Annotated in this window: 30 protein-coding genes and 1 riboswitch; of the genes, 19 read left to right on the forward strand and 11 right to left on the reverse strand. The window is 60.4% G+C overall.

Going from position 1 to position 24,283, the window contains the following annotated elements; genetic code table 11:
- The 13 genes from AC1D13_RS09790 to AC1D13_RS09850 form a co-directional block, all read left to right on the forward strand.
- Positions 1–246 (forward strand): EF-Tu C-terminal domain-related protein (locus tag AC1D13_RS09790; protein WP_477686924.1); only part of this gene is annotated, 246 nt, incomplete at its 5' end.
- Between the two features lie 25 nt (positions 247–271).
- Positions 272–586 (forward strand): 30S ribosomal protein S10, encoded by a 315-nt coding sequence (gene rpsJ / locus AC1D13_RS09795; RefSeq protein ID WP_007838118.1) that lies wholly within the window; start codon positions 272–274, stop codon positions 584–586.
- Between the two features lie 216 nt (positions 587–802).
- A complete protein-coding gene (gene rplC / locus AC1D13_RS09800; RefSeq protein ID WP_011481229.1) occupies positions 803–1,486 on the forward strand; it encodes a 50S ribosomal protein L3 in 684 nt (227 codons plus the stop codon).
- A complete protein-coding gene (gene rplD / locus AC1D13_RS09805; protein WP_011481230.1) occupies positions 1,486–2,106 on the forward strand; it encodes a 50S ribosomal protein L4 in 621 nt (206 codons plus the stop codon). The genes rplC and rplD overlap by 1 nt, the downstream gene beginning before the upstream one ends.
- Positions 2,103–2,438, forward strand: coding sequence for a 50S ribosomal protein L23 (rplW, locus tag AC1D13_RS09810; RefSeq protein WP_457281637.1), 336 nt, complete (start codon positions 2,103–2,105; stop codon positions 2,436–2,438). The genes rplD and rplW overlap by 4 nt, the downstream gene beginning before the upstream one ends.
- The gene (gene rplB / locus AC1D13_RS09815; protein WP_011481232.1) at positions 2,438–3,262 is read left to right on the forward strand and encodes a 50S ribosomal protein L2; all 825 of its coding nucleotides are present in this window, start codon (positions 2,438–2,440) and stop codon (positions 3,260–3,262) included. The genes rplW and rplB overlap by 1 nt, the downstream gene beginning before the upstream one ends.
- A 9-nt stretch (positions 3,263–3,271) precedes the next feature.
- Positions 3,272–3,550: a 30S ribosomal protein S19 gene (gene rpsS, locus AC1D13_RS09820; RefSeq protein WP_007866503.1), complete on the forward strand. Its 279-nt coding sequence runs from the start codon at positions 3,272–3,274 to the stop codon at positions 3,548–3,550.
- 10 nt (positions 3,551–3,560) lie between these two features.
- Entirely contained in the window at positions 3,561–3,890 is a 330-nt protein-coding gene (rplV, locus tag AC1D13_RS09825) for a 50S ribosomal protein L22 (protein ID WP_007866508.1), read from the forward strand.
- Between the two features lie 12 nt (positions 3,891–3,902).
- Positions 3,903–4,811 carry a 30S ribosomal protein S3 gene (rpsC, locus tag AC1D13_RS09830; RefSeq protein ID WP_457281636.1) on the forward strand — a complete coding sequence of 303 codons (909 nt, stop codon included), beginning with the start codon at positions 3,903–3,905 and terminating at the stop codon, positions 4,809–4,811.
- A gap of 24 nt (positions 4,812–4,835) precedes the next feature.
- Complete coding sequence (rplP, locus tag AC1D13_RS09835; RefSeq protein ID WP_122954483.1) at positions 4,836–5,252, forward strand: 50S ribosomal protein L16; 417 nt, start codon at positions 4,836–4,838, stop codon at positions 5,250–5,252.
- A gap of 12 nt (positions 5,253–5,264) precedes the next feature.
- Positions 5,265–5,474 carry a 50S ribosomal protein L29 gene (gene rpmC / locus AC1D13_RS09840; RefSeq protein WP_431098894.1) on the forward strand — a complete coding sequence of 70 codons (210 nt, stop codon included), beginning with the start codon at positions 5,265–5,267 and terminating at the stop codon, positions 5,472–5,474.
- Positions 5,471–5,740 carry a 30S ribosomal protein S17 gene (gene rpsQ, locus AC1D13_RS09845; RefSeq protein WP_457281635.1) on the forward strand — a complete coding sequence of 90 codons (270 nt, stop codon included), beginning with the start codon at positions 5,471–5,473 and terminating at the stop codon, positions 5,738–5,740. Before rpmC ends, rpsQ begins: the two co-directional genes overlap by 4 nt.
- Positions 5,741–5,986: 246 nt before the next feature.
- Positions 5,987–6,493, forward strand: coding sequence for a peroxiredoxin (locus AC1D13_RS09850; protein WP_457281634.1), 507 nt, complete (start codon positions 5,987–5,989; stop codon positions 6,491–6,493).
- A gap of 165 nt (positions 6,494–6,658) precedes the next feature.
- On the opposite strand, the gene AC1D13_RS09855 is transcribed toward AC1D13_RS09850, so the two are convergent.
- Positions 6,659–7,147 carry a GNAT family N-acetyltransferase gene (locus AC1D13_RS09855; RefSeq protein ID WP_457281633.1) on the reverse strand — a complete coding sequence of 163 codons (489 nt, stop codon included), beginning with the start codon at positions 7,145–7,147 and terminating at the stop codon, positions 6,659–6,661.
- 81 nt (positions 7,148–7,228) lie between these two features.
- The gene (locus tag AC1D13_RS09860; protein ID WP_477689446.1) at positions 7,229–7,918 is read right to left on the reverse strand and encodes a cytochrome b/b6 domain-containing protein; all 690 of its coding nucleotides are present in this window, start codon (positions 7,916–7,918) and stop codon (positions 7,229–7,231) included.
- Positions 7,919–8,107: 189 nt separating this feature from the next.
- Here AC1D13_RS09860 and AC1D13_RS09865 point away from each other — a divergent pair, with 189 nt between their 5' ends.
- Positions 8,108–8,563 carry a c-type cytochrome gene (locus AC1D13_RS09865; RefSeq protein ID WP_457281631.1) on the forward strand — a complete coding sequence of 152 codons (456 nt, stop codon included), beginning with the start codon at positions 8,108–8,110 and terminating at the stop codon, positions 8,561–8,563.
- 176 nt (positions 8,564–8,739) lie between these two features.
- Here the strand turns inward: AC1D13_RS09865 and AC1D13_RS09870 are convergent, their stop codons facing one another.
- On the reverse strand, positions 8,740–9,255 hold the full coding sequence (locus AC1D13_RS09870) for a TlpA disulfide reductase family protein (RefSeq protein WP_457281630.1): 516 nt from the start codon (positions 9,253–9,255) through the stop codon (positions 8,740–8,742).
- Positions 9,256–9,270: 15 nt separating this feature from the next.
- On the opposite strand from AC1D13_RS09870, the gene AC1D13_RS09875 reads away from it, so the two are divergent.
- The 5 genes from AC1D13_RS09875 to AC1D13_RS09895 all read left to right on the forward strand — a co-directional run bounded on the left by AC1D13_RS09875 (position 9,271) and on the right by AC1D13_RS09895 (position 17,058).
- The gene (locus AC1D13_RS09875; protein WP_457281629.1) at positions 9,271–9,984 is read left to right on the forward strand and encodes a DUF4197 domain-containing protein; all 714 of its coding nucleotides are present in this window, start codon (positions 9,271–9,273) and stop codon (positions 9,982–9,984) included.
- Positions 9,985–10,524: 540 nt separating this feature from the next.
- On the forward strand, positions 10,525–11,559 hold the full coding sequence (locus tag AC1D13_RS09880) for a cytochrome-c peroxidase (RefSeq protein ID WP_477689447.1): 1,035 nt from the start codon (positions 10,525–10,527) through the stop codon (positions 11,557–11,559).
- Positions 11,556–13,364 carry a DAHL domain-containing protein gene (locus AC1D13_RS09885; RefSeq protein WP_477689448.1) on the forward strand — a complete coding sequence of 603 codons (1,809 nt, stop codon included), beginning with the start codon at positions 11,556–11,558 and terminating at the stop codon, positions 13,362–13,364. The genes AC1D13_RS09880 and AC1D13_RS09885 overlap by 4 nt, the downstream gene beginning before the upstream one ends.
- Positions 13,361–14,656: a sensor histidine kinase gene (locus tag AC1D13_RS09890; RefSeq protein ID WP_477689449.1), complete on the forward strand. Its 1,296-nt coding sequence runs from the start codon at positions 13,361–13,363 to the stop codon at positions 14,654–14,656. Before AC1D13_RS09885 ends, AC1D13_RS09890 begins: the two co-directional genes overlap by 4 nt.
- A complete protein-coding gene (locus AC1D13_RS09895; RefSeq protein WP_477689450.1) occupies positions 14,653–17,058 on the forward strand; it encodes a response regulator in 2,406 nt (801 codons plus the stop codon). Before AC1D13_RS09890 ends, AC1D13_RS09895 begins: the two co-directional genes overlap by 4 nt.
- A 392-nt stretch (positions 17,059–17,450) precedes the next feature.
- On the opposite strand, the gene phnD is transcribed toward AC1D13_RS09895, so the two are convergent.
- The 8 genes from phnD to AC1D13_RS09935 all read right to left on the reverse strand — a co-directional run bounded on the left by phnD (position 17,451) and on the right by AC1D13_RS09935 (position 24,282).
- A complete protein-coding gene (phnD, locus tag AC1D13_RS09900) occupies positions 17,451–18,416 on the reverse strand; it encodes a phosphate/phosphite/phosphonate ABC transporter substrate-binding protein (RefSeq protein WP_477689451.1) in 966 nt (321 codons plus the stop codon).
- 283 nt (positions 18,417–18,699) lie between these two features.
- The gene (locus AC1D13_RS09905; protein WP_477689452.1) at positions 18,700–19,215 is read right to left on the reverse strand and encodes a DinB family protein; all 516 of its coding nucleotides are present in this window, start codon (positions 19,213–19,215) and stop codon (positions 18,700–18,702) included.
- On the reverse strand, positions 19,215–19,421 hold the full coding sequence (locus tag AC1D13_RS09910) for a DUF1737 domain-containing protein (protein ID WP_477689453.1): 207 nt from the start codon (positions 19,419–19,421) through the stop codon (positions 19,215–19,217). Before AC1D13_RS09910 ends, AC1D13_RS09905 begins: the two co-directional genes overlap by 1 nt.
- Before the next feature lie 93 nt (positions 19,422–19,514).
- Positions 19,515–20,828: a D-amino acid dehydrogenase gene (locus tag AC1D13_RS09915; RefSeq protein WP_477689454.1), complete on the reverse strand. Its 1,314-nt coding sequence runs from the start codon at positions 20,826–20,828 to the stop codon at positions 19,515–19,517.
- A 111-nt stretch (positions 20,829–20,939) separates the two neighbouring features.
- Positions 20,940–21,061, reverse strand: a riboswitch (glycine riboswitch).
- Between the two features lie 190 nt (positions 21,062–21,251).
- The gene (locus AC1D13_RS09920) at positions 21,252–21,794 is read right to left on the reverse strand and encodes a GrpB family protein (RefSeq protein ID WP_477689455.1); all 543 of its coding nucleotides are present in this window, start codon (positions 21,792–21,794) and stop codon (positions 21,252–21,254) included.
- Positions 21,795–21,990: 196 nt separating this feature from the next.
- Positions 21,991–22,473, reverse strand: coding sequence for a thioredoxin domain-containing protein (locus AC1D13_RS09925; protein WP_477689456.1), 483 nt, complete (start codon positions 22,471–22,473; stop codon positions 21,991–21,993).
- Positions 22,470–23,204 (reverse strand): alpha/beta fold hydrolase, encoded by a 735-nt coding sequence (locus AC1D13_RS09930; protein WP_477689457.1) that lies wholly within the window; start codon positions 23,202–23,204, stop codon positions 22,470–22,472. The genes AC1D13_RS09925 and AC1D13_RS09930 overlap by 4 nt, the downstream gene beginning before the upstream one ends.
- A 22-nt stretch (positions 23,205–23,226) precedes the next feature.
- A complete protein-coding gene (locus AC1D13_RS09935) occupies positions 23,227–24,282 on the reverse strand; it encodes an amidohydrolase family protein (protein ID WP_477689458.1) in 1,056 nt (351 codons plus the stop codon).
- Position 24,283: the final 1 nt, after the last annotated feature.

A 24,283-nucleotide genomic window follows, 5' to 3' on the forward strand; every position in this document is an offset into this window, starting at 1 on the left:
AAGGACGAAGGCGGCCGCCACACGCCATTCTTCAACAACTATCGCCCCCAGTTCTACTTCCGCACGACGGACGTGACCGGTGCGATCGAGTTGCCAGAAGGCAAGGAAATGGTCATGCCAGGCGATAACGTGTCGATCACCGTCAAGCTGATCAACCCGATCGCCATGGAAGAAGGCCTGCGCTTTGCCATCCGCGAAGGCGGCAAGACCGTCGGCGCCGGCGTCGTTGCCAAAATCATTGCGTAATTTCCGCAAACCATAAGGAATTACCATGGCCACCAAGCAAAAAATCCGCATTCGCCTGAAGGCGTTTGATTACAAGCTGATCGACCAGTCGGCAGCTGAAATCGTTGACACTGCCAAGCGCACCGGTGCGATTGTCAAGGGCCCCGTGCCCCTGCCAACGCGCATGAAGCGTTTTGACATCCTGCGTTCGCCCCACGTCAACAAGACGAGCCGCGACCAGCTGGAAATCCGCACGCACCAGCGTCTGATGGACATCGTGGACCCTACGGACAAAACCGTGGATGCCCTGATGAAGCTCGACTTGCCGGCTGGCGTGGACGTCGAAATCAAGCTGCAGTAAGCAAAAAATCGGGGTTTCGGCCACAAGCTGGCCCCCAAATCGACAGGTTTTAGCCCAGGTTTGCCATTTTTGGCCGCCTGGGCTATACTCTTGGGCTGTCCTTTGCATATTGGCTCCTTGCTTCTATGGATTGGGCGGTTTTATTAACAGTCTTTCACATCAAAACGTCTGTGGCCAATTGAAGTCGCAGCGGTGAAAGTTACGAAAGAACACATCATGAGTCTGAGCAACTCCCTCGGGTTGCTGGGCCGCAAAGTTGGCATGATGCGTCTGTTCACGGATGATGGGGACACAGTTCCTGTTACCGTGGTGGATGTATCGAACAACCGCGTGACCCAGGTTAAAACCGAAGCAAATGACGGCTACGATGCCCTTCAAGTGGCATTTGGCGCACGCAAAGCATCGCGCGTGACCAAGCCGGCCGCTGGCCACCTTGCGAAAGCAGGCGTTGAGGCTGGTGAAATCCTGAAAGAATTCCGCGTGACGGCTGACGTCGCAGGCAAATACGCTGCCGGTACTGTTGTGCCCGCAGCCGACGTGTTTGCCGTGGGCCAGCTGGTGGACGTGCAGGGCACCTCCATTGGTAAAGGCTACGCCGGCACCATCAAGCGCCACAACATGAGCTCGCAGCGCGCGTCGCACGGTAACAGCCGTTCGCACAACGTTCCCGGCTCCATCGGTATGGCGCAGGACCCCGGCCGTGTGTTTCCTGGTAAACGCATGACGGGCCACCTGGGTGACGTCACCGTGACCACGCAAAACCTGAACATTGTGCGCATTGACGAAGCCCGTCAGCTGCTGATGATTCGCGGCGCTGTGCCTGGTTCCAAAGGCGGTTTTGTCACGGTTCGCGCCGCGATCAAGGCCAAGCCCACCACCGCTGCTAAAGGAGCGAACTGATGCAGGTCGAACTCCTGAATGACCAAGGTCTGGCTTCGTCCAAAGTGGACGTGCCTGATACCGTATTTGGTCGCGAATACAACGAAAGCCTGATTCACCAGGTGGTCGTGGCCTTCCAGGCCAACGCCCGCCAGGGTACCCGGGCCCAGAAGGACCGTGAGCAGGTTCGTCACTCGACCAAGAAGCCGTTTAAACAAAAGGGCACCGGTCGTGCACGTGCTGGTATGACGTCTTCGCCACTGTGGCGCGGCGGCGGTCGTATCTTCCCGAACATGCCTGATGAAAACTTCACGCAGAAGATCAACAAGAAGATGTATCGCGCCGGCATGGCGTCCATCTTCTCGCAACTGGCGCGCGAAGGCCGCCTGGCTGTGGTTGATTCGCTGGCTGTGGATTCACCCAAGACGAAAGTCCTGGCTGACAAGTTCAAGGCCATGAACCTCAACTCGGTGCTGGTCATCGCTGATGTGGTTGATGAAAACCTGTACCTGGCTTCCCGCAATCTGGTGAACATCCTCGTGGTTGAGCCCCGTTACGCCGATCCGGTGTCGCTGGTTCACTACAAGAAGGTTCTGGTCACCAAGGCCGCCATGGACCAACTCAAGGAGATGTTCGCATGAGCGCCCGTAACCCATCTTCTCCAAAACTGAAATTCGACGAAGGCCGCCTGATGCAGGTTCTGGTCGCTCCCATCGTGTCTGAAAAGGCGACGATGATTGCGGACAAGACCAATGCCGTGACCTTCAAGGTGCTGCAGGACGCTACCAAATTTGAGATCAAGGCTGCTGTGCAGCTGATGTTCAAGGTGGACGTTCAGTCGGTTGCCGTCCTCAACATCAAAGGCAAGACCAAGCGCTTTGGCAAATCCGTGGGCCGCCGCGACAACATTCGCAAGGCTTACGTGACGCTCAAGCCAGGTCAAGAGCTCAACCTCGGTGGGGAGTCTGCGTAATGGCTGTCATTAAAATGAAACCCACCTCTCCCGGCATGCGCGGGATGGTGAAGATTTCCCGGGATCACCTGCACAAGGGTGAGCCTTACGCGCCGCTGCTGGAGCCACAATTCCAGAAGTCCGGCCGTAACAACAACGGGCACATCACGGTTCGCCACAAAGGCGGTGGTCACAAGCACCACTACCGCGTGGTCGACTTCAAGCGCAACAAGGACGCCATTCCGGCCAAGGTCGAACGTATCGAGTACGACCCCAACCGCACGGCCCACATTGCTCTGCTCTGCTACGCCGACGGCGAGCGCACCTACATCATCGCCCCCCGCGGCCTTGAAGTCGGCGCCACGCTGATCAGCGGTTCGGAAGCGCCGATTCGCGTCGGCAACACCCTGCCGATCCGCAATATTCCTGTCGGTTCGACGATCCACTGCATCGAGATGCAAATCGGCAAGGGCGCGCAAATCGCCCGCTCTGCCGGCACCTCTGCAACCTTGTTGGCCCGCGAAGGTACCTACGCCCAGGTGCGTATGCGCTCCGGTGAAGTTCGCAAGATCCACATCGAATGCCGCGCCACCATCGGTGAAGTCGCCAACGAAGAACACAGCCTGCGCCGTCTCGGCAAGGCCGGTGTGAAGCGCTGGATGGGTATTCGCCCGACCGTTCGCGGTGTGGTGATGAACCCCGTTGACCACCCGCACGGCGGTGGCGAAGGCAAGACCGGCGAAGGCCGTCATCCTGTCGATCCATGGGGTAACCTGACCAAGGGCTACCGCACCCGCAACAACAAGCGCACGCAAGTGATGATTGTTTCGCGTCGCAAGAAGTAAGGCTAACCCATGACACGTTCACTCAAAAAAGGTCCGTTTGTCGACCATCATTTGGTAGCAAAAGCCGACAAGGCCGTTACCAACAAGGACAAAAAGCCGATCAAGACCTGGTCGCGTCGCTCCATGATCCTGCCCGAGTTCATCGGCCTGACCATCGCCGTTCACAACGGCAAGCAGCACGTACCTGTCTACATCACCGATCAAATGGTTGGCCACAAGCTGGGCGAGTTCGCACTCACCCGGACTTTCAAAGGTCATCCGGCTGATAAAAAAGTTGTGAGAAAGTAAGGAAAAGACCATGGAAACACGTGCAACCCTCCGGGGCGTTCGTCTGTCGGTCGACAAGGGCCGTCTGGTCGCTGACCTGATCCGCGGCAAGAAAGTGGATCAAGCCCTCAACATCCTGAATTTCACGCAGAAAAAAGCTGCTGGAATCATCAAGAAGGTTGTGGAGTCCGCCATCGCCAACGCTGAACACAACGATGGCGCCGACATCGACGAGCTGAAGGTGAAAACCATCTACGTCGAACAAGGTGCCACGCTCAAGCGTTTCTCCGCGCGCGCAAAAGGCCGCGGCAACAGCATCAGCAAGCCCACGTGCCATGTGTACGTGGTCGTTGGCAACTAAAGGCAGCAGGATATGGGACAAAAAATCAACCCAACCGGGTTTCGCCTTGCAGTTAGCCGCAACTGGTCTAGCCGCTGGTACGCAAGCAACCGTGATTTCGCCGGCATGCTGGCTGAAGACATCAAGGTTCGCGAGTATCTGAAGGCCAAGCTCAAGAACGCTGCGGTTTCGCGCGTTCTGATCGAGCGCCCCGCCAAGAATGCCCGCATCACGATTTTCTCGGCACGTCCGGGCGTCGTGATCGGCAAAAAAGGTGAGGACATCGAGAACCTCAAGAAAGAACTGAGCCGCCAGCTGGGCGTGCCGGTCGCCGTGAACATCGAAGAAGTTCGCAAGCCTGAAATTGATGCCAAGCTCATCGCTGACAGCATCACCCAGCAGCTTGAAAAACGCATCATGTTCCGCCGTGCGATGAAGCGCGCCATGCAAAATGCCATGCGTCTGGGTGCCCTGGGCATCAAGATCATGTCGTCCGGCCGCCTCAACGGCATTGAAATCGCTCGTTGCGAGTGGTACCGCGAAGGTCGCGTGCCCCTTCACACCCTGCGCGCCGACATCGACTACGGCACCTCCGAAGCCAAGACCACCTATGGTGTGATCGGCGTCAAGGTCTGGGTCTACAAGGGCGACACGCTGGGCCGCAACGATGCGCCAGGCGCCAAGATGGTGGAAACACCGGCCGACGAAGAACGCAAGCCGCGCGGCCCACGCCGTGATGCCCGTCCTGGCGATCGCCCTGGTTCCGACCGTCCTGCTCCACGCGGTGCCCGTGCACCACGCGGTGCGACCAACACCGCTCCGGTAGATGGAAGCGACAAGCCGGCTGAAGCTACTCCTGGTAGCGAAGCCCCGAAAACCACCGTTAAGCGCGTCCGTAAAGCCGCGCCAGCTGCAGCAGCTGACGGTGCCAAGACCGAGTAATCGGTCTATTAACGGAGAATCAAAATGCTGCAACCCGCTCGCAGAAAATACCGCAAAGAGCAAAAAGGCCGTAACACCGGCATCGCAACCCGGGGTTCCTCGGTTGCGTTCGGTGACTTCGGTCTTAAATGCACTGACCGTGGCCGTTTGACGGCCCGTCAAATTGAAGCCGCACGCCGTGCGATTTCCCGTCACGTCAAACGTGGCGGCCGTATCTGGATCCGTGTCTTCCCGGACAAGCCGATTTCCCAAAAGCCTGCTGAAGTGCGTATGGGTAACGGTAAAGGTAACCCAGAGTACTACGTGGCTGAAATCCAGCCCGGCAAGATCGTCTTTGAAATCGTTGGTGTGCCTGAAGAGCTGGCCCGCGAAGCGTTCCGCCTGGCATCCGCCAAGCTGCCGCTGCGCACCACCTTCGTCAGCCGCATGATCGGCCAGTAAGGGGAAATGACAATGACCAAATCTACTGAACTGCGCCAAAAAGACGTTGCCGGCCTGAAAACCGAAGTCAAAGAGCTGCAAAAAGCCCACTTTGGGCTGCGCATGCAAAAAGCCACGCAGCAACTGACCAACCTTTCCACGCTGCGTTCCACGCGTCGCAGCATCGCTCGCGCCAAGACTATCCTGGCCGAAACCATCGTCAAGCAAGGAGCCAAAAAATGACGGAAGCTAAAAAATCCCTCAAGCGCACCTTGATCGGCAAGGTGGTCAGCGACAAGCGCGCCAAGACTGTCACGGTTCTGGTTGAGCGTCGTGTGAAACATGAGCTGTACGGCAAGATCGTATCGCTGTCCAGCAAGTACCACGCCCATGACGAAAAAGGCGAGTACCACACGGGTGACGTGATCGAGATCACCGAAAGCCGCCCGATCTCCAAGACCAAGAACTGGGTTGTGACCCGTCTGGTTGAAAAGGCTGCGGTCGTTTAAGTCTTGAGTTCAACTTAAGGCTGACTCCGGTCACGCTCAAAAAAACGGCTCACTTCGGTGGGCCGTTTTTGTTTGTGCTTTCTGCGATGCCGCTGGTGTGCCGCCGTCCCTCCGGGCTTTCGAAGTATGACCTTCACGTGCGCGCCGCCTTTTGCACAGTGAGCACACGCTTGCTGCCGCCGCACTACACTTCGGGGTTGATTTCCCCACTTCATTCACAACCCATCCATTCTTGAGGAGCACACCATGATCAAAGTAGGCGACACCCTTCCGGCCACCACGCTGATGGAATTTTCTGAAGTTGAAGGCAACGGCTGCAGCATTGGCCCCAATCCGGTCGACGTGGCCAAGGCCACCGCCGGCAAGACCATCGCCTTGTTCGCGCTTCCCGGTGCGTTCACGCCCACCTGTTCGGCCAAGCATGTGCCCGGCTACGTAGAGAAGTTCGCTGAACTGAAGGCCGCAGGTGTTGACGAGATCTGGTGCCTGAGCGTGAACGATGCGTTTGTCATGGGCGCCTGGGCACGCGACCAGAAGACCGGCGACAAGGTGCGCATGCTGGCCGATGGCAGTGCAGAGTTCGCCAAGGCCACGGGCCTGACGCTGGACCTGACGGCGCGCGGCATGGGCCTGCGCAGCAACCGCTACTCCATGCTGGTCAAGGATGGAAAGGTCGCCAGCCTGAATGTTGAAGGCCCAGGCAAGTTTGAAGTCAGTGATGCCGCCACGTTGCTGGCGCAAGCCAAAGGCTGATCACGCTGCCCCCCCGGCCCTTACGGGTCTGTCAAAGCCGCTGCCTCTTTGTCAGCGGCTTTTTTATTGTGCTCTGCTGGTGATGGCGGATTGACGTCGGCTAGTTAATTGCTATCAATAACATAGCTGCTTGCGCAAAGCCCCATTGGCCTGCAGCATGTTTTCCTACAAATCGACCTTGAGATAGTGCGCGCCCGGGATCGGGTTGTGATAGTAGGGCGGTATCTCGGAGAATCCCAGCTCGGCATACAGGGCGCGCGCCGATTCCATGTCGTCCAGCGTGTCCAGCAGCACCGAGGAATAGCCCGCCACGCGCGCAGCATCCAAAGTCGCCTCCGCCAGCTGCCGGCCCAGACCGAGACGGCGAAACGGCAGGCGTACATACAGCCGCTTCATTTCCCCGGCATTCGGGTAGTCGACCGAGTCCAGTGCACGCAGCGCGCAACAGCCGGCGATTTCGCCGTCGACCAGGGCCAGCAGCAGCGCACCCTCAGGGTCATCGTACTCACCGGGCAGCTCGGCCAGTTCGGCCTCAAAGTTCTGGAAGCACAGGTCAATGCCGAGCTGCTCCGCATATTCGCGAAAAATCAGCCGCGTGGCAGCCAGCTGCGCCGGCGTGTCGGGCGTGATGAACTGGATGGAGGGGCGTTGCACGGATCGGCAGGAAGAAGTCGACAACCAGTTTACCGTGATTTGCAACTGGAGAGCAGGCCCGGGACGCCCCGGCCGGAGGCATCAAAATGCAGCAGGCGCGGCCAGTGTAGACACCCAGTAAGCCACGCCACCGCAGACCGCCAGGATCAGCGCCGCAGCCAGGCGCGAGACGGTGTCGTCGCGCGATGGCGGGGCCGGCACCACCAGCTCCTTGTCACCGTGCAGCATGGCGCCGACCAGGTTGTGTTTCCGGGTCAGGTAATAAACGATGGCCGCGATGTGCAATACCACCAGGGCCAGAAGCACCCACTTGCCAATGTTCTTGTGGTAGTTGGTCGCCAGGCTGACGGTGGCGTTGGAGACGAAACGTGTCAGGGGGCCGGCAAAGGCAATTTCGTCGTCGCTCAGCAGGCCCGTGCCGACCTGGGCCACCAGAAATCCCAGCATGGCGAACACCGAACCCGCACCTATCGGGCTGTGGCCGACACCGTGTTCGGGCTTGCCCTGGCCTTTGAGGTAGTTGATGACGCTTTGGGGCGCATAGATGAACGCCCCAAAACGAGACCAGCGCCCACCCACCAGGCCCCAGACAACGCGAAACAGCAGCAGGGCGAGCACGGTATAGCCAAACCGGAAATGCCAGACCATGGCGTTGCCACCGATGGTGCCGGTAATGGCCAGCCCAAGCACACAAGCCACCAGCGCCCAGTGAAAAAACCGCGTGGGGAAATCCCAGACGCGCACCTTGTGAAGGTTTTTATTGGTGTACATGCTCACTCCTCGTTTTTGTGGTTGTTCTATGCAACGGTGCCCTTTATACGGCCTCGCTGCCACTTGGTGCTTTCCCGTAGCGCATAAGTTCCTGCGGAACTTATCTGGTCTGGCTAAACTCAGCCCTATGGCAACAGGCAAAGTGTGTTGCCATTGCCCCATCTTAAGAAAAAACCTACGAGGAAACCCATGAAAGCTTTTGCCTGTATCGCCGCAGCCGCCACATTGATGGCCATGGCTGCTCCGGCCTCCGCGCAGTTTGCCAAACCCGAAGATGCCATCAAATACCGCCAGAGCGCGTTGTTTGTCATGGGCCAGCACTTCGGGCGTGTCGGTGCCATGGCCAACGGCCGTGTTCCCTTCGACGCCAAGGTTGCAGCGGACAACGCAGAAATTGTGGCCGAGATGGCCAAGCTCCCGTGGGCCGCCTTTGGCCCCGGCACCGACAAGGGCGGCAACACCAAGGCCAAGCCTGAAATCTGGGCCGAACAAGCCAAGTTCAAGGAAGGCCATGAAAAGCTGGTCGCAGAGACCGCCAAGCTGGCCGCCGCGGCCAAGACCGGCAACCTTGATAACCTGAAGACCGCTTTCACGGCGACGGCTGGCAGTTGCAAGGCTTGCCACGACGCCTTCAGAAATCAGTAACACCCCCGTCCAGGCTCACTGCGTGTAGCCTGTTCCCCCCTCGAGGGGGCGGCGCCTGGGGCCGGCGAAGCCGGACCCTCGGCCCCCGCTTGAATGGAGACATCTCCGTCCCGGGGTTGGGCAACAAAAAAGCCGGTTCGTTTGAACCGGCTTTTCTTTTGGGGGAGCGAAACGCTTCAGGTCTCTTTGAGAAGCTTTTCAATCAGCTGGTGCAGCGCCGCAAAGTCGGGCTCGCCCACGTACTGTTTGACGATCTCGCCGCGCTTGTTGACCAGATAGGTTGTCGGCGTGAGCTGCACATCGCCCCATGCTTTGGCCACTGCGCCGGTGTTGTCGATGGCCACCTTGAAAGGTAGTTGGCGCGTCTGCGTGTAATTGACGACATAGCTGGGTGGGTCGTAGCTCATGGCCACGGCCAGCGTGTCGTAGCCTTGGGATTGGTATTTGTTGTAGGTCGAAATGACCTTCGGCATTTCTGCCACACAGGTCACGCAGCTGGTGGCCCAGAAATTGACCAGGGTGACCTTGCCTTTGAGGTCTGCGGTGGTTTTTTTGCTGCCGTCCAGCAACACAAAGGTCGACTCCGGCGCGGCCTCGGCGCCGCCACATCCCGGCAGGCAAGCAAGGGCCGCCACAGCCAAAATACCGGCCAGTGCCGTGCGGCATACTGTCAGGCGGGATGTCAATTTCATTGGAAGGACCTCATCATGCAACGTCGCAATTTTAACCAGGCCGGCGTCAGCGCGTTGGGCGCACTGATATTGGCCACCTACCACCAGGCCCACGCACTCTCGCTCGGGGACTTGTCGGGCATCAGCAATGCCGACGCCAGCGCCGGCCTGAAAACAGCCCTCGAAAAAGGTGCTGTCGCCGCCGTCGCCCTGCTGGGCAAGACAGATGGATTCCTCGGCAACCCAAAAGTTCGCATTCCCTTGCCCGGATATCTCGAAGATGCTTCGAAATTGCTAAAAAACTTCGGCCAGGGCAAGCGGATCGATGAACTGGTGACGTCCATCAACCGGGCCGCCGAAGCTGCCGTGCCCATGGGAAAGGACCTGCTGGTCAATGCGGTACGCACCATGAACGTGAATGACGCGAAAAACATCCTGACCGGCGGCGAAACCTCGGTGACCACTTTCTTCGCTGAAAAAACCCGCGCTCCGCTGGGCGTGAAGTTTCTGCCCGTGGTGACCAAGGCGACCGAAAAAGTCGGTCTGGCCAACAAGTACAACGAATTCGCCGGCAGGGCCGCCGGCTTTGGCCTGGTCAAGAAAGAAGACGCCAACATCCAGCAGTACGTGACCGGCAAATCGCTGGACGGTCTGTACCTGATCATCGGCGAGGAGGAAAAGAAGATCCGGCAAGACCCGGTAGGCACCGGCAGCGCCATCCTCAAAAAGGTCTTCGGATCCATGAAATAACGGTTCTGCTGAAATATTGCATCGGAAATTGGCTTCCAGCCCATATAGGGTGAGCGCAAGCAGCTATCAAAAAGTGAGCGTATCGAGGGCGGGGCAGCGGGGTCTGGTTCAGGACCCGAGACGGCGTTTTCATGGGTCGGGCGGCCCCGAAAAAACGCATTTGCTTACATGCGGTTGGCAAATATGACCACGCGGGAAATGCCTTAACAGCCTCGCCGATAAACGTGCTCTGATGAGGTTGCAGCGAACGGTCTGGAGCGGCTGCAGATACCGCGGATCACCGACGGTATGTGAAGAATGCCGCTCAAGCCGCCAAGCTGGGTTATGCAGGCTTCGTCCCGTGGCTGGGGGCAACGGATGGACGCCGGCATGAAACGCCGCAACATCAGCAAATCCGGACAATTGCCGAAACATGGATTTATCATCAAGACGGACAGCCACCGCTTCCCGGTGGGTGGCAACCTTGCGGTTCACGCTTCGGGGTTGCGTCCGGTTCGGATTCGCGCTTCGTACTCCCGCACGAAACCCACGAGGTGAGCCATGAACGAGCACCCCGATCAATGCTCCAGGGGCGCCAGCCCAGACCCTTCTGCCGCCACGGTTTCGGCGGTCACGGGATTGGGTGAGCGGCTGAAGCTGCTGCTGGCTGTGCTGACGTTCGCCTCCCATGCCGCCATCGCGGCCCCTTTGCTCAATGAGCCCATCCAGCCAATCCCTCTCACGCTGAAGCAAGACCCGGCCCGCGCCGAAATCGGGCGGCAGCTGTTTCACGATCCACGCCTGTCCGGAAACGGGCGCGTGTCTTGTTTCAGCTGCCATGATTTGAGCAAGGGCGGCGGTGACGGCCGTGACCGCTCCGTCGGGCTTAACGGTGGGCTGACCGGTGTCAATGCCCCGACGGTGTTCAATGCGGCGCTCAATTTCAGGCAATTCTGGAACGGCCGCGCCGAATCGCTGGAGTCCCAGGTAGACCATGTCATGCTGAACCCGATCGAGATGGGGGCGAAGTGGGAAGATGTGGTTCGCAAGATAGCGGACGACGCGAAATACAAAAGCGCGTTTGGTGCGGCCTACAAAGACGGCGTGACCAAAGCCAATATCCAGAACGCCATCGCGACATTCGAACGGACGCTGATCACACCCAACTCACGCTTCGACAAATATTTGCGTGGTGACGCCAACGCCATTACCGACGCGGAGAAGGTCGGCTACGCCAAGTTCAAGCAGTACGGGTGCGTCGCCTGCCACCAGGGCGTCAACGTGGGCGGCAACATGTTCCAGAAATTCGGCGTCATGGGCGACTACTTCGCAAAGCGCGGCAGCCCGACGGAGGCCGATCTTGGCCGGTACCTCGTCACGAAGGTGGAAAGCGACAAGCACGTCTTCAAGGTACCGAGCCTGCGCAACATCGCGCTGACGGCGCCGTATTTTCACGATGCCTCGGCCAAGACACTGGAAGATGCCGTCGATGTCATGTTCAGGTACCAGCTCGGACGCGTTGCCTCCAGGGAAGACAAGGAATCCATCGTCAAGTTCCTCAATACGCTCACCGGCGAACGGGACTTCAAACCGTGAAAAAAAAGAATCAACTTGCCCTGGCGCCTATGGCGGCGATTACCGCCGTGCTGCTGTCCGTCCTGGTGTTCCTGTATAGCAAAACCCAAAGCTTCGACGAGTCGCACTACTTTGAGGATATGGCCGTGCTGCGCCACCTGAAGCAGCTGGACGCGCAATGGGAGCTGGATGTGCTGAAGTCCAGGATCGGGATCAACACGCACTACGATGCGCTGGCCGATAACCAGGGCGGGATGGCCCGGCTCATGGAACAACTCGAGTCGGGCACCCACGCCCACAAGCACGATGCATCGGGGCAGGTGGACAAGCTCGCGGCGCTGGAACGCGCCGTGCAGGACAAAGCCGCCCTGATCGAGCAATTCAAGTCGCACAACTCTGTGCTGCGAAACTCGCTGGCCTTTCTTCCCACCGCAGCGGAAGATGTCCAGCAGTCGCTCGGGCCCGGCCGCGGTACCACGGAGCTGGCGCTCCGGCAGATTTCGTCTGGCGTCAGCAGGCTGCTGCTCGCGAGCATGCTGTACAGCCAGAGCCCGACCGACGAAAAGGGTGCCGAGATAGAAGAAGAACTGGGCCGGCTTGACGGCAAGCTGCGCCATACTCCGCCGGGCATTGCCGACAGGCTGGGGATCTTCCGCGCGCATGTCCAGACCATCTTGCGCGAACAAAAAACAGTCAATGAACTTCTCGCGGGTATTTCCTCGGCACCGACCGCCAAATTGCTCGATGCGGCCAACGATGCATCAACGATCGAGCAGCAGCGCGCGGGGGTGGAGGGCGAGCGCTACGGCCGCTACCTGCTGATTTTCTCGGCGGTGCTGGTGGCCCTGCTGCTGTATGCAGCCCTTCAGGTGTTTCGCAGCCATGCCGTGATCCGGCGCGTCAACACGGAACTCCAGGCGGCCAATGAGCACCTCGAACAGCGCGTGCAGGAACGGACGCAGGAGCTGCGCCAGGCGCAAAGCGAGCTGATGACCGCGGCGCGTCAGGCGGGCATGGCAGAGATCGCCACCAATGTGCTGCACAACGTGGGCAACATCCTCAACAGCGTCAACGTCTCGGCCGACCTCATCGGCAGCACCTTGCACAAATCCAGGGTGCAGGGGCTTTCCCGGGGCGTGCAGCTGATGAATGAGCACGCCGCGGACCTGGCCCACTTTCTGGTTCATGACGAGAAGGGCAAGATACTGCCCGGCTATTTGAATGGAATCTCCCAGACCCTGGTGCAGGAGCAGCAGGGCATGCTCAAGGAGCTGGAACTCCTCACCAGAAGCATCGACCACATCAAGGACGTCGTTGCCACCCAGCAGTCGTATGCAGGCGGAAGCAGCATTGTTGAACCGGTGCAGATCTGTGACCTGGTGGAGGACGCCCTGCGAATGAACGGTGTCTCACTGGCGCGCCACGGGGTCACTGTGGTGAAGGAGTTCGCGCAGGTGCCAGAAGCACTGCTGGACCGCTCACGGGTGCTGCAGATTCTCGTGAACCTGATCAGCAACGCCAAAAATGCCATGGCGGGTATGCCGGCCGCATCGCACCAGATCACATTGCGGGTGGAGCCTGTTGGCGAGTCGACCTTGCGGGTCTCTGTCATGGATAAGGGAGAGGGGATACCGGCGGAAAACCTCACGCTGATTTTCTCGCACGGATTTACGACGCGCAAAACAGGCCACGGCTTTGGTTTGCACAGTTGCGCGCTGGCAGTCAGCCAGATGGGCGGGACACTTTCCGCTCACAGCGACGGGCCGGGTCTGGGGGCCACCTTCACACTGGAGCTGCCAATGGATATCGCGCAGACCAAATCATGACGCAGCTACAGAACCAGCGCATCCTGCTGATCGACGACATGCTGTCGATCCATGAGGACTTTCGCAAAATCCTCGCTGCGAAACCGGTGGCGCGTGATCTGGACGTTGCCGAAACCGAGTTGTTTGGTGAGGTCACGCAGATTTCCTACGGTGATTTTGAACTGGACTCCGCTTATCAGGGCGCCGAAGGTGTGGCAATGGTGGAGGAATCCATCCGGGCCGGGCGGCCCTATGCCATGGCTTTTGTGGACATGCGCATGCCGCCGGGCTGGGACGGGGTGGAGACCATCGAGCGGCTTTGGGGTGTTGATCCGCATGTGCAGATCGTGATCTGCACAGCCTACTCCGACCATCCCTGGGAAAATGTGCTGGCGCGGCTGGACGTGCAGGACCGCCTGCTGGTGCTCAAAAAGCCATTCGACATGATCGAAGTCAGCCAGCTCGCGAGAACACTGACCGCCAAATGGGAGCTGGCGCGGCGCGCGGCAGCACAGGTGAGCAGCCTGGAAGATACCGTGCAGGATCTCAGGGCAACCGAAGCGGCTTTGCGCCAGTCCAACAAGGAACTCGAAGCCTTCTCGTATTCGCTCGCGCATGACTTGCGCTCTCCCCTGAACTCGATTGACGGCTTCAGCCACTTGCTGCAAAAGGCGGTCAGCGGTGATGCGGCGGAACGTGCGAGGCATTACCTGAGCCGGATACGCGAGGGAGTCAGGCAAATGGGTGAGCTCACGGATGGCCTTCTGCTGCTGGCCCAGGTGTCCCGTACCAACCTGAAGATCGAGACAGTCGACCTCACGGCAATAGCCGAGCGCGTGCGCGGTGACTGCCAGAAACGCAATACCGCGCGAGATGTGAAAGTCCACATAACGCCCAACCTTACCGCTGTGGGTGACTCCGCGTTGCTGTGCCAGGTAATGGAAAACCTTATTTCCAACGCATGGAAGTTCACCGTCCATGCCACTGCCCCCGAGATCTGGGTTGGGGCGCAGCACCCCGACAACGAAAGTACGGTCTATTTTGTCCGTGATAACGGCGTCGGGTTTGACATGACGTACGCGGACAAATTGTTCGGTACCTTCCAGCGCCTGCATTCACCGGGTGAGTTTGCAGGGATGGGAATCGGGCTGGCAAGCGCTCACCGGATCATTTCCCGTCACGGCGGTCGTATCTGGGCCGAAGGGGCGGTGGGGCAAGGTGCCACATTTTTCTTCACCATTCCATCGCCTGTGCGGCAACACTCGCCCGATGAAACCCCGGCTGATGCGAAAAAACACAGGAGCCAGCCATGACTCAACTGCAGAACCGGCGCATTTTGCTGATCGACGACATGCCGTCCATCCACGAAGACTTCCGGAAAATTCTTGCGTCCAGGCCGGTTGCGCATGACCTGGACGATGCCGAAGCCCTGTTGTTTGGCGACGCCGCACCGGTATCCGATGATGGCTTTGAGCTGGACTCGGCCTACCAGGGACGTGAGGGTCTGGACAAGGTCGAGGTCTCCGTTCGGGCCGGGCGGCCCTATGCCATGGCCTTTGTGGACATGCGCATGCCGCCGGGCTGGGATGGTGTGGAGACCATCGAACGGCTTTGGCGCGTTGATCCAAAGGTACAGATCGTCATCTGCACCGCCTACTCCGACCATGCCTGGGAAGATGTGTTCGCGCGGCTGGAAGCCCGGGATCGCCTCCTGATTCTGAAAAAACCGTTTGATCCGGTTGAAGTCAGCCAGCTGGCAAGAATGCTGACCACAAAATGGGAGCTGGCGCAGCAGGCGGCAGCGCAGGTGAGCGGCCTGGAGGAAGCCGTGCAGGAGCGCACCCGCGCCTTGCATGACAGCGAATCACAACTGCGCCAGATCACGGACAGTGTGCCCGCCTTGATTGCCTATATCGACGCCGAACAGCGCTTTCAGTTCCATAACCTTGCCTACGAAGAAGTTCTTGGCCTGAAGCACGGCCAGATCCACGGCAAGACCATGCGCGAACTGATGGGCGACGAGCTCCACGAAAAAGAGCGGGGCAAGATTGAAGAAGCGCTCGCCGGTTATGCGGCGCAATACGATCGCACGCAGGTCACGTCAGATGGCCAGCTGCGCGACTACGTCATGCAGTACTTTCCACGCTACGGCGAAAACGAGGACGAAGGCAAGGTGGTCGGCTTTTTCTCGCTGGGCACCGACGTGACCGAACTCAAGCGCATTGACCGCATGAAGAGTGAGTTCGTCTCTACCGTCAGTCATGAGTTGCGCACCCCGCTGACCTCCATTCGCGGCTCCCTGGGCCTGATCGCCGGCGGCGTGGCCGGGGAGCTGCCGGCCATGGCCAAAAACCTGGTCGGCATCGCCACCAACAATTGCGAACGGCTCATCAGGTTGATCAACGACATTCTGGACAGCGAAAAAATTGAATCCGGAAAAATGCGTTTTGACTTCCAGCAGATGGAACTGCAGCCTCTGCTGACGCAAGCCCTGACGGCCAACGAAGGCTTCGCAGGCCAGCACAACGTCAAGCTGGTTCTGGACGCACCGGCAGAAGCGGTAAGGGTCAGCGTCGACAGCGACAGGCTGACCCAGGTCATTACCAACCTGTTGTCCAACGCCGTGAAATTCGCGCCGGCCCAGTCCTGCGTGGAAGTCCGGCTGCTGTGCAAGAACGGCAGGGTCCGGGTGGAAGTCGCCGACAGCGGCCCCGGCATTCCCGAAGAGTTCCGAAAGCGCATCTTTCAGAAATTCTCGCAAGCCGACACATCGGACACCCGAAAAATGGGTGGTACGGGCCTGGGCCTGAACATCTCGCGCGCCATCGTGGAGCGGATGGGCGGCCAAATCGGGTTCACGACGGAAACCGGCGTCGGAACTGTTTTCTTCTTTGAGCTGCCCGAGGCGGTGCCGGCGCCGATTCAAACCAGCATCAGGTCCGGGGCAGCGACCAGGCCGCTCATCCTGGTCTGCGAAGACGATCCCGACATTGCCCGCCTGATCAACCTGATGCTTGATAAAGGCGGCTTTGACTCGGACATGGTGCACAGCGCAGGGCAGGCGCTGGAGCAAGTCATGCTGATGCCCTACGCTGCCATGACGGTCGACCTGAACCTGCCCGACCAGGACGGCATCAGCCTGATTCGTGCACTGCGCCGCGAAGAAGCAACGAAAGACCTGCCGATCGTGGTGGTCTCGGCCAACGCCGAAGAAGGCGAACTCGAATTCAACACCCAGCCGCTGGCGGTTTCAACATGGCTGGAAAAACCCATCGACGAGAACCTCCTGATCCTCAGTTTGCACCGTGCCATCGGCAACATGGCCGAAGGCCGGCCGCGCATTTTGCACGTCGAGGACGACCTCGATATCCAGCGCATTGCCGCGGCCATTGCCCAGGACTTTGCCACCTTTGAATTTGCCGCCACGCTGCGCGAAGCACGCGACCAGCTGGCGCGCCGCCGCTACGACCTGGTGCTGCTCGACCTGACGCTGAAGGACGGCTCGGGCTGGGGGCTGCTGGACACCATTGAAGCGCTGGACATCGTCCCGCCAGTGGTCGTGTTTTCCGCACACGATGTGGAGTCGAAGCAAAGCCAGCGCGCAGAAGCGGTGCTGGTCAAGGCACACACCTCCAACGAAGAACTGATTCGAACCCTGCAGCGGGTGCTTGATGAAAGCCTCTGGGGGACGGTCCATCCACCTCTAAGGATCTGATCCCCCTGTCCAAGCTCACTGCGTGTAGCTTGTTCTCCCCTCAAGGGGACGGCGCCTGGGGCCGGCGAAGCCGGACCCGCGGCCCCCGCTGGTGGAATACCCCCGTTAGTTACGCCATCGGACTCTTCAAGCCACGGGTGCCGCGGAACCGGCTTTGCCGGGCCGCAAGCACCGTCCCCTGCAAGGGGAAAAGGGCTACACGCAGTGAGCCCGATAGGGGTGTGCCAATTATTCGGCTTTGCCAGACCGCAGGCGGGCGGCCCCCGAGGGGCTGGAGCCCGCGGCTCCAAGCCTGCCTGCGCAGGCTTGGACGGGCGACAGAGGCGAAGCGTCTCGCGAGCCGCGGCCTGCAAGGCCTCGCGACCCACACGAAGTGGGGGAGCGTGGGGGCTCTACTTCTTCTGGCTGGCGCGGTAGACCTGCATCACCGTCGCGAAGTCGCGATCAAAGTTGATAGGCAGGAAGGTGTCGTTGCCGGGCAGCTGCTTTTTCAGTGTGGGCGAGAAGCTGTAGCTGAACGAGCATTTCTTCACGCGTGCCTGCAGTTCGGGCGAAACGTCCTTGCTCATGGTCCAGGTTTCCGTCATGAAGGGCGGGCTTTCCCAGATCGTGCGGATGCTCGAGCCCTTGACGTCGCCCTTGACGACCATGCGCTGGTACAAATCGCTGGCCACAGCTGCGGCCGGATAAAAGCCATGCATCACGCCCGTGACGGAGCGCTCGTGGCCGTTGGAGAACACGACTTCGTAGTCCTTGTCCGGCGTCAGGCCCAGCGCCGGGAAGAGCGCGCGCGGCGCGAGGTTGCCCGAGTTGGAGGTGGGTGTGGTGTGCGCGATTTTCTTGCCGATCAGGTCCTTCGGTTCCCTGTACGGGCTGTCGATGCGGGTGATCAGAATCAGTTTGTAGGAGTTGCGCACGCCGCTGGCCTTGTTGCCGGGAACGCCAAACGGCGCCGGCTGGCCGGCGGTGACCAACTGCGCAGCCAGGCCGGGGTTGACCTGTGCCAGCTGGACCTTGCCGGCCGAGATACCTTCAATCAGCTCTTTTTCACCGAGGATGTCGATGTTGCTGGTCTTGTCCATCGATTCGCCTTGCGCGTTTTGCAGGTCGATGTTTCCGCAGCGTGACAGGTGGCTGAAGTAGTCGCCCCACAAGGCCATGGTTTCGCTCTTGCCATAGGTCTTGGGCATGGCCACGACCATTTTTTCGCGTGGGCCGGAATATTTTTCGGGCGCGGGGGTAGCGGCCGCTGCTTTCGCCTTGCGTGCAGGCTTCGCCTCGTCGGTCTGGGCTGTTGCTGAACCCAGGGCGCAAGCGGCGCTGGCCAATATTGCGGCATGGCGCAGATAAAACTTCATGTTGATCACTCCAGTTGTCTATGAAACAGATACGTAGGAATGCTGTTTGTGTGCCCTTGGCCGCACAAACCGCGTTCCCAGCCCAATCAGTGTGCATGACGGCGCCTCAAAACGAACTTTTTGTTACATTCGAATGAATACCTTCGTGACATAAATCAGCGTATCTGCTTCAGAGGTTGTTGTTTTTTCATTGAAAAGACGGCCCTGGCAACCTCTAAGCGCCTGGGAGGCGGCGAATACCGCGCCCAAGGCGCGTGTGCTATGCGGCAGGGCGGCGGACGCCTCAAGCGGCGAGGGAGGCGTCGATTTTCCCGAGCAGCCATTGCAGCCCAGCCAGGTGCTGCTGGTCGTGGCTGCACAGGTAATGCACCAGGCTGCGCAGCGTCAGGGCACCGTAACCTTCGAATTCCGCCGTGCGGCCCAGTTGCCCGGGCGTGATGCCCGACAGCATGGCCATCGTCCGGGTGCGCGCCGCGCGAAACGCCGCGATGGCCTCTTGCGCATCAGCGGCCGCGTAGTTGCGTTCCTTTTCCAGTACATAGCCGTCCAGTGATTCCAGCACGGGGCTGGTTTCCGACAAGGTGCGCTGAAACCGCACGTGATAGCCGTCGGTCTCGATGTCCCTGATGTGGCAGACCTGCGCAATGGCCGTGAAGTGTTCGCTCGGAATGCCTTCCCACGACGGCGGCGTCCAAGCCTTGTGGCTTTCAGGAATTGCGTCGTAAAACTGCTCCAGCTGGTGCGGGAAATCCGCCATGGCTTGAAGCGTTGCGGGGTTCAGGGGCTGGGCTGGGCTCATCAGCCGGCCTTGCGCAGCGAAGGCCACAGCACCGCCTGCGCCACGATGACGTTCTCGCCATTGAAGGTCGCCGCCGGCGAGCCGTAAAGCTCGTAACCCAGCGCCAGCACCTCACTCACCCGGCGGCAAAAGCTCGCGTCGTCAGGGCCGGTAAGGAGCCTGTAGGTGGGAAGACCGTCGGGGGGCGTAGTGGCGGGTGATGTCATGGCGGCAAGCAGCTGATGAACGGAGGGCGATATTACCGTTTCCGCCCACCTGCTGCAGAACCCCGTGCTTCAGACCCGCCTTTCAGGCCTTGCTCAGGCCTTCACCATTCCCGGCAATGCCATCACACGCCCCGGCGCCGCCATCCCCGTAAACGCAAAGTCGACTTCCGGCACGCGCCCGCTCACGATGTCCGCAATCGCCGCGCCCGAGCCGCAGGCATGCGTCCAGCCCAGCGTGCCGTGGCCCGTGTTGAGGAAGACATTGGAGGCCTTGCTTTTGCCGATGTAAGGCACGTTGCTCGGCGTGGCCGGCCGCAGGCCTGTCCAGAACTGCGCGCCTTCGCCGTCCGTCATGTCGGGAAAGAGTTGTTTTACACGGCGCACGATGGCGTTGCAGCGCACCAGGTTCAGCTCGGTGTTGTAGCCATTAAGCTCGGCCGTGCCGGCAATGCGCAAGCGGTTGCCAAAGCGCGAGAACACCAGCTTGTACTCGTCATCCGTCAGGCTCACCTGGTACGACGCCGCCTCGTTGATCACGGGCAGCGTGACCGAGTAACCCTTGGCCGGATAGATACGCAGGCTTTGCCCCAGCACTTTGGCCCACTGCGCGCTGAAGGCGCCCAGGCACATCACGTACGCATCGGCTTTCAGCATCTCGACCTTGCCACCGGCCTCGCCGCTGCCCATCGCCACCTGCACGCCGTTCAGCTGCCCCTCTGCGGCATCCAGGCCCAGCACCGTGGTGTTGTACAAAAATTTCACACCGGCTTGCTCGCAGCGCGTGGCCAGCGCAGCGGTAAACGCGCGGGCGTCACCCGATTCATCGCTGGGCGTCATGCTGCCGCCCACGATGCTGCCGCGGCATTGTGCCAGCGCGGGCTCAATCGCCACACATTCGTCGGCCGTCTTCATGTCGAGTTCGCAGCCGTGCTCGCGCATGATGCGCGCGGGTTCCTGCGCCGCGTCGTACTCGGCCTGGCTGGTGTAGAAGTGCAGGATGCCTTTGGTCTGCGCGTTGTACAGCAGGCCCAGCTCGGCGCGCAGCTTTTGCAGCGCGCCGCGGCTGTACATGCCCAGGTTCACGATCTGCTTGATGTTTTGTGCCGTGCGCGCGGGCGTGCAGTTGCGCAAAAACTCCAGCCCCCACAGCCACTGGTTCACATCGGCGCGCAGCCTGAAGAGCAGCGGCGCATCTTCACGCGCCAGCCATTGCAACACCTTGAGCGGCGCACCCGGGTTGGCCCAGGGTTCCGCATGGCTCACCGATATTTGCCCGCCGTTGGCAAAACTGGTTTCCATCGCGGCTGCGTTGCGGCGTTCCACCACTGTCACCTCATGGCCGCGCTGCGCCAAATACCAGGCCGTGGTGATACCCGTGACACCAGCCCCCAAAACCATGACTTTCATGGCGATTCCTTTTCATTCAAGCAGAACATTGCAGTTGCGCAAGCGCCGTGCCAGGGGTTGCTGTTGAATCGGAAGAATCGTGGCAACCGCCAAGCCATCACATGCTTGCGGCCGCTTCCACTGTCCTTGTTACCTGAGAGATTCAGCCGTTGCTTTTATGTCGATCACAAGCTTCGGCTTTGCTCCTTCGGTGCGCTGCACCTTGCGTGCGGCGTCTCTCCAGACGGCTGTGTGTTCCGGGCAGTACGGGACCTGAGCGATTATGGAAGTTTGCGCCTTCGGTGGCTGCCTTGTGGGGCAGCGCTCTCCTGCTTGAACGGGTTTGAATTTACCACCGAAGCCGGTTTTGCCAAGCGTGAATGCGGCGTTCAGTACAGGTCTAGCGGGTTGATTCAGCGGCTTAATAGTAGGAAGCAGGGAGGCTCAGCCTTTGCTGGCTGCGCTCACAAACGCGGCTTTGGCATCGGTGTAGGCCTCCCGGTCACCCGGGTGCCTGGCAGCCAGTTCCGCCTTGAGCGCGGCATAGCGCGCCGCCAGCGCAGGGTCCGACCGCAGGGCGTCGCGAAAACGCAGGCGCTGCGCCCACACCTCGCCGCCGTGCACCACCAGGTGCAGGTGATGCGTGCGCCGCCCCTCTGCCCAGCGCATCAGCCATTTGCGGTCAGACAGCGAGGCATTGAATTCAGCGGAGGTCGTGTAACCGTTGGCGCACAGCGGCGCCAGAAGCGCTTCAGCCGCCGCGATTGATTCCACACCGGCCAGCATGTCGATCACCGGTTTGGCCGCCAGGCCGGGCACGGCTGTGCTGCCGATGTGCTGGATGTCGATCAGGCGGGCCGGCAGCTGAGGGGAGAGCGCAAGCAGGCGGTCCCGCTCAGCCACAAACTGCTGGGGCCAGGCTGGGTTGTAGGCCTGCAAGACCACTTCCTCGTGGATAGCGGCAAGCAGCGATTCCTGGTCAGTCATGCGCGTGACGGCTGGCAGGTTGTTGTGCAGGGGCAAAAAACGCTGTGCGACACGCCAGAATCCTTTGCGGGGCTATTTTTGGGGCGGTTTTAAGCATCAAAAAGGCCTTCAGCCCAATCAAATATTGCGCGAGCAGCTATTAAAACAATAGCAACTAGAAGTCCCGCGGCTGCGAATGAGGCGGTCTGCATTTCATTTACCGGAGAGCCAGCACAGCTTTGCGCGCCTGGGCCAGTCGCTCTTCCAGATAGGCACCATAAAAGTCGGTAGATGCCAGGCCAACCAGCCGTTCCGCCAGGTCTTGCCCGGCCGGGCCCAGAAACAGCACGGTGGGTGTGAAACCGGCTTTCCATGCCGCGACTTGCGCGGCGGCTGTCGTCACCTGGCCGTCAAAGCCGGTCAGCGGCGTCGCGCGGTCGCTGATGTTGAGCTGCCAGGCGTGCAGGCTGCCATCGCGTTGCCCCGGCAACAGGTAATTGCGCCGCACCAGTTCGCAGAAGGGGCAGCCAGGCAGGCTGACCAGCAGCACCAGCGGCTCATTTTTAAGGGCGGCGATTCCAGCGGCCGCCGGCAAAGAGGCCGGCACAGGCAAGGCCGTGTCTTTGGCCAGCGCAAGCTGGGGCACGGCCAGCCCGGCTGCCAGCGCGGCAGTGAACTGGCGGCGGCCCACCTGGCTCATTCAGCGCTTTCCAGCAAAATCTTCGTCAGCGCAGCCGGTTCGCTGATCATGGGGTCATGGCCGGTTTTGATTTCGACCACGCGCGAATTCGGCAGCCACGCACCGTCCCAGAACTTGGCGTCCTTCACGCGCAGCCGGCTGGGTTCAATCGTGGCCAGTGCGGGCTCGGTGCAACTGACGAAAGTCCGCGGCACAGCGGCCACACGCTTCACATCAAAGTCCAGCGGTGCCTGGTAGGTATTGCCGGGGTGCGGCGTCTGCCGGCGCTTCACCCATTCGCGGTCGGCATCGTGCAGGCCGAACACCTCCGGGTCGGGCGCCGGAAAGCTGAAGCTGGGTGAAGCCTGCGCCGCCGCCATGCGCTGCTGCTGCGTGGCGCTGGCCTGCGTGCTGCTCCAGCTCTCGCCGGGCTTGGGCACCACCGCATCCACATACACCAGGTGCTTGATGCGGTCGGGCATGCGGTCAGTGACAGCCGTGCCGATCATGCCGGCATAGGAATGCACCGCGAGCGTCACCTCGTGCAACTCTTCCGCCTCAATCAGGTTGATCACGTCGTTGATGTGCGTGTCGAGGTTGATCGTGGGTGAAAGCAAATGGGCGCGTTCGCCCAGGCCGGTCAGTGTCGGCGTGAACACCTTGTGGTGGTCCAGCTGCAGCGCCTGCGCCACCCGCCGCCAGCACCAGCCGCCGTGCCAGGCGCCGTGCACCAGAACAAAATTGTGTTTCATCGCTTTACCTCCGTGTGTTTCTTCAGGCAAATTCTTCGCCAAACAGCAGCGACCAGGCATTGCGGTACGCGACCTGATGCCGGACATTCTCCGGCAGCTGCTGCAGGAAATAGCGGTGCTTCTGGTCATAGGACACCATGCGGTCCATCCGGTCTCCGCCCAGATCTAGCGCCGACAGAAAGCGTTTCGGATGGGCGACTATCAAGTCGCGCCATTCACGGGCCAGCCCGCCGTCGCTGCCCCAGACGCGCGCATGCCGCTGGTTGCTCAGGGGATAGATTGAAGCGGAGTCGCCGAAAGCCGTGTCGAAATGCAGGTTGGCGAAGCGCCGTATCAGGCCGTCCACATACGCCGCGTTGTAACGCGTGGCCCGCTCGATGTAGCGGATTTGCGCCAGATGGCACCAGACCACTTTGGCCCTGGGGTACTGCGCCAGCATGGCCTCCAGCGGCGTCAGCAAGTCGTCCTCGATTTCATAGTGGATCTGGAAAGCGACGCCGGTTCTTTCGCTCAGCGCGAAGACGCGGTGGCCTACGGGGCCGTCAATGGGGATCTGGACATCGCGGTCGTCCCCCATGCCGTGTTTGACCTGCCGTGGCGACGGGTAGTGGCGAAACTCATACTCGCCCAGGCACATGATTTGCCGTTTCTCGATGGCCGCCTCCTGGCCGTCCATGAATTCGGTGGGCGCCTCCGTCAGCGCCGGCGGCTGGCCGCCGTTCCCCACGGGGATAAAACGGTCCGGATAGGCTGAAACCAGTTTCTCCGACAGGGCGTTGAAGCGCACGCCCTTTTTAAACTCGCCCTGGCCTATGTCCGCCGACAGAGCCATCAGGCCAATGTTGAGCCCGTCCATGTTCTTCGCCACGAAATCGATGTCCAGCTTGCCGGGGTTGCAGGAGCTCTCGATGTCCACATAAGGCAGCTCGCCTGCCGCAAGGATTTTCTTCAGGCGCTGCGCATACCCGGCTTTCAGCACCCCGAAGTCGGCCATGGCCTGGGCATGACCCAGCCCGGGCAAGGCGGCGCCAAGGGGCAGGCCCAGCATGGTGGTGATCATGCGGCGTCGAATCATCATG

This window comes from Polaromonas sp. P1_E12 (assembly GCF_056405975.1).

Excerpts from the sequence above, each read along its gene's own strand:
- rpsJ (WP_007838118.1), top strand. The coding sequence starts at position 272 with ATGGCCACCAAGCAAAAAATCCGCATTCGCCTGAAGGCGTTTGATTAC.
- rplC (WP_011481229.1), top strand. The coding sequence starts at position 803 with ATGAGTCTGAGCAACTCCCTCGGGTTGCTGGGCCGCAAAGTTGGCATG.
- rplD (WP_011481230.1), top strand. The coding sequence starts at position 1,486 with ATGCAGGTCGAACTCCTGAATGACCAAGGTCTGGCTTCGTCCAAAGTG.
- rplW (WP_457281637.1), top strand. The coding sequence starts at position 2,103 with ATGAGCGCCCGTAACCCATCTTCTCCAAAACTGAAATTCGACGAAGGC.
- rplB (WP_011481232.1), top strand. The coding sequence starts at position 2,438 with ATGGCTGTCATTAAAATGAAACCCACCTCTCCCGGCATGCGCGGGATG.
- rpsS (WP_007866503.1), top strand. The coding sequence starts at position 3,272 with ATGACACGTTCACTCAAAAAAGGTCCGTTTGTCGACCATCATTTGGTA.
- rplV (WP_007866508.1), top strand. The coding sequence starts at position 3,561 with ATGGAAACACGTGCAACCCTCCGGGGCGTTCGTCTGTCGGTCGACAAG.
- rpsC (WP_457281636.1), top strand. The coding sequence starts at position 3,903 with ATGGGACAAAAAATCAACCCAACCGGGTTTCGCCTTGCAGTTAGCCGC.
- rplP (WP_122954483.1), top strand. The coding sequence starts at position 4,836 with ATGCTGCAACCCGCTCGCAGAAAATACCGCAAAGAGCAAAAAGGCCGT.
- rpmC (WP_431098894.1), top strand. The coding sequence starts at position 5,265 with ATGACCAAATCTACTGAACTGCGCCAAAAAGACGTTGCCGGCCTGAAA.
- rpsQ (WP_457281635.1), top strand. The coding sequence starts at position 5,471 with ATGACGGAAGCTAAAAAATCCCTCAAGCGCACCTTGATCGGCAAGGTG.
- AC1D13_RS09850 (WP_457281634.1), top strand. The coding sequence starts at position 5,987 with ATGATCAAAGTAGGCGACACCCTTCCGGCCACCACGCTGATGGAATTT.
- AC1D13_RS09860 (WP_477689446.1), bottom strand. The coding sequence starts at position 7,918 with ATGTACACCAATAAAAACCTTCACAAGGTGCGCGTCTGGGATTTCCCC.
- AC1D13_RS09865 (WP_457281631.1), top strand. The coding sequence starts at position 8,108 with ATGAAAGCTTTTGCCTGTATCGCCGCAGCCGCCACATTGATGGCCATG.
- AC1D13_RS09870 (WP_457281630.1), bottom strand. The coding sequence starts at position 9,255 with ATGAAATTGACATCCCGCCTGACAGTATGCCGCACGGCACTGGCCGGT.
- AC1D13_RS09875 (WP_457281629.1), top strand. The coding sequence starts at position 9,271 with ATGCAACGTCGCAATTTTAACCAGGCCGGCGTCAGCGCGTTGGGCGCA.
- AC1D13_RS09880 (WP_477689447.1), top strand. The coding sequence starts at position 10,525 with ATGAACGAGCACCCCGATCAATGCTCCAGGGGCGCCAGCCCAGACCCT.
- AC1D13_RS09890 (WP_477689449.1), top strand. The coding sequence starts at position 13,361 with ATGACGCAGCTACAGAACCAGCGCATCCTGCTGATCGACGACATGCTG.
- AC1D13_RS09895 (WP_477689450.1), top strand. The coding sequence starts at position 14,653 with ATGACTCAACTGCAGAACCGGCGCATTTTGCTGATCGACGACATGCCG.
- phnD (WP_477689451.1), bottom strand. The coding sequence starts at position 18,416 with ATGAAGTTTTATCTGCGCCATGCCGCAATATTGGCCAGCGCCGCTTGC.
- AC1D13_RS09905 (WP_477689452.1), bottom strand. The coding sequence starts at position 19,215 with ATGAGCCCAGCCCAGCCCCTGAACCCCGCAACGCTTCAAGCCATGGCG.
- AC1D13_RS09910 (WP_477689453.1), bottom strand. The coding sequence starts at position 19,421 with ATGACATCACCCGCCACTACGCCCCCCGACGGTCTTCCCACCTACAGG.
- AC1D13_RS09915 (WP_477689454.1), bottom strand. The coding sequence starts at position 20,828 with ATGAAAGTCATGGTTTTGGGGGCTGGTGTCACGGGTATCACCACGGCC.
- AC1D13_RS09920 (WP_477689455.1), bottom strand. The coding sequence starts at position 21,794 with ATGACTGACCAGGAATCGCTGCTTGCCGCTATCCACGAGGAAGTGGTC.
- AC1D13_RS09925 (WP_477689456.1), bottom strand. The coding sequence starts at position 22,473 with ATGAGCCAGGTGGGCCGCCGCCAGTTCACTGCCGCGCTGGCAGCCGGG.
- AC1D13_RS09930 (WP_477689457.1), bottom strand. The coding sequence starts at position 23,204 with ATGAAACACAATTTTGTTCTGGTGCACGGCGCCTGGCACGGCGGCTGG.
- AC1D13_RS09935 (WP_477689458.1), bottom strand. The coding sequence starts at position 24,282 with ATGATGATTCGACGCCGCATGATCACCACCATGCTGGGCCTGCCCCTT.